Annotated in this window: 1 protein-coding gene and 1 tRNA gene; one reads left to right on the top strand and one right to left on the bottom strand. The window is 34.8% G+C overall.

Annotated elements, in window-relative coordinates; translation table 11 throughout:
* Nucleotides 1-650: iron-containing redox enzyme family protein (locus tag HUN22_RS17230; protein WP_174731941.1), on the top strand; the 650-nt coding region annotated here is incomplete at its 5' end.
* Between the two features lie 178 nt (nt 651-828).
* Here HUN22_RS17230 and HUN22_RS17225 read toward each other — a convergent pair.
* Nucleotides 829-905 (bottom strand) — tRNA-Ile (locus tag HUN22_RS17225).
* Nucleotides 906-1,089: the final 184 nt, after the last annotated feature.

The following is a 1,089-nucleotide window of genomic DNA, read 5'->3' as shown; positions in this document are numbered from 1 at the left end:
AGTATCGTCATGCAATTGTTCAAACATTCACCGATGCACTACTCATGGCCCAATTCCAAACAAAACAATTAGAGCCAAGATTACATGCAGGTGCAAAAATGTATCCGCGCTTTCTTTTGAGTTTAAATATTTTTGATGAGTTTGGATTTCGTCCTGGTTTAGATAAAGACGGTTACTATCAGGGAAATCCTGAATATGCTCATTATCCTCTATTTGAAGATATATTGAATGATTTCGGTGTTACCGAACAAGATCGTCTAACTTATCAGCCGACTGAAATAGCAGATCAAGTTAGAGTATTTTTAGAAAATACTTATGAAGATTATAAGGCTGTTTCAGCTTTATTAGCAGTTGCAGAGGAAGAAGTTATCCTCTATAGCCCACCGTTACGTAAAGCGACTAAAGCAATAGGTTTGGATGTGGAGGGTGGTGGCTATTACCATGTCCATGGTATCTCTGAGGATGAAAGTGCTGAAGCTGCAGATGATGATCATGAAGAAGACTTATGGTATGTCTTGATGCAAGCTTGTACAGAAGAAGATTATAACTATATTGAAAAATTGTGTTTACAGTATTGTGATTTATGGGAAAAGTTCTGGGACACACAATTAGAGAATTCGGAGCCCATGCAGAAGCAAGTCTTGGCTTAATAGATGAAATATGAATATTTAGCAGGAGGAGTGGAAGCGTATCTAAAATCAGATAAAAATTAAAGATAAAATAAATTTTAAAACTTAATTTTTGTGTATTTTTTATAACATTAAAGTATATTCTATTTGTGTATATATTAAAAAATCCCATAAACTTTTAGTTTATGGGATTCGTATTTGGTGGGCCCACACAGACTTGAACTGTGGACCAACGGATTATGAGTCCGCTGCTCTAACCAACTGAGCTATAGGCCCTATAAGTCAGAAAAGCTTTTAATCTCAAGGCCTTTCAGTGCGTGCAATACTAATCAATTTTTTAATTAAACACAAGTCATTTTCTAGAGTAGACTCAAAGTAAACTTAAAAATTATTGTGATATATTGATTAAATACTGCAAGCGATAGCGATTCTAGCGTATGTTTACTTCATGAGTAAAGTG

Source organism: Acinetobacter lactucae (assembly GCF_013344765.1).
GTDB classification, from domain to species: Bacteria; Pseudomonadota; Gammaproteobacteria; order Pseudomonadales; family Moraxellaceae; genus Acinetobacter; species Acinetobacter lactucae_A.
The sequence above is the reverse complement of the archived record's forward strand: the minus strand, read 5'-3'. Positions and strand labels throughout refer to the sequence as shown.